This window comes from Oleiphilus sp. HI0117, from assembly GCF_001635235.1.
In genome coordinates this window covers 1-1027 of record NZ_LWGA01001218.1, presented here as the reverse complement: position 1 = coordinate 1027, position 1027 = coordinate 1, and the positions used below count along the sequence as shown (strand labels likewise).

The window sequence follows — 1027 nt, the reverse complement described above, 5'->3', positions numbered from 1 at the left end:
CAGCTTTCATTCAGCTTACTTGTTTCACAATGTACAGATATTAATAAACAAGCAGGAGTATGTATGAAAAGCATAAACAAAGCGGCGGTACTGATAGCGATCACAATGCTGATTTCCGGCTGCCATATCACAAGCCAGCAAGGTTCTTATATACTGGAGATCGAGACCACACCCTATAGAGAAAGTGATAGCAGTTGGGCAAGGGCAACTGAAATCATCTTACGTCACCACCAACTTTATTACTCTCAACAAGATTTATTAGACTATCAGTATGTATATTTAGATACAGAGAGCACACCGACTATCGATGACATCAGTTGGCTCTTATGGGATTTGGGAGGTTTAGATAGCTATGTTAGCGGAACATTAAGCCTGATTGAAATAAGGTCTCAACTACGTCAAGGCAGCCCTGTCATGCTTCAATACGGACCGTATTATAGCGGGCACTACCTTGTGATCTATGGTTATGACGACCACGACAGGGTTTATATCCATGAACCTGGCTACGGCACCCGAGTGATACATTATACGGATTTATATTACCAACGCTTTCATGGTAAGGGGCACTACTGGGAGTCGAGCTTACTGATCGAGCCTTAGCTGGCGGCACTTATCCAGTCTAATTGTGCTTCACGAACAAATGCCTTTATCCACACAGCCTGAAAAGGAGACTTTTTAGGATAAGGGCAACTAGAAATACCTAAACCGGCCTTTGCCTTCTCTATCGCATGCTGCCGAACTGATTCTGCTGAGTTTGTACGAGCCATGACCACCCTCAATGTAAATATTTACATTAAGTAAAGACGCTAAGCTTCTATTTTTCAACAAATTATTTAATATTTTAGGCAGGCATTTTTACTTGCCTGCCTCACCTATCGGCATAAAGGCTTTATCTCAAACGCCGACGCGAAAAAATTATTTAGACTCTGCTCGCCCAGTAAACTTGCGCTCTTCAACATTGATCTTAATACGGTCACCAGTAGAAATGTGCTCTGGCACTTGTACCGTTAAACCCGTCGTTAAGATT

2 protein-coding genes and 1 pseudogene are annotated in these 1027 nt (G+C 42.4%); 1 reads left to right on the top strand and 2 read right to left on the bottom strand.

Annotation, left to right across the window (positions count from 1 at the left end; all coding sequences use genetic code 11):
• Positions 1 to 600, top strand: a 600-nt coding sequence (locus tag A3757_RS21300; protein ID WP_231878347.1) for a BtrH N-terminal domain-containing protein, incomplete at its 5' end; no start/stop codon positions are given.
• Here the strand turns inward: A3757_RS21300 and A3757_RS25885 are convergent.
• Complete coding sequence (locus A3757_RS25885; protein ID WP_156490659.1) at positions 597 to 767, bottom strand: hypothetical protein; 171 nt, start codon at positions 765 to 767, stop codon at positions 597 to 599. The genes A3757_RS21300 and A3757_RS25885 overlap by 4 nt on opposite strands.
• A gap of 148 nt (positions 768 to 915) precedes the next feature.
• Positions 916 to 1027: pseudogene (locus A3757_RS21295) on the bottom strand (elongation factor P-like protein YeiP); the annotation flags it as partial.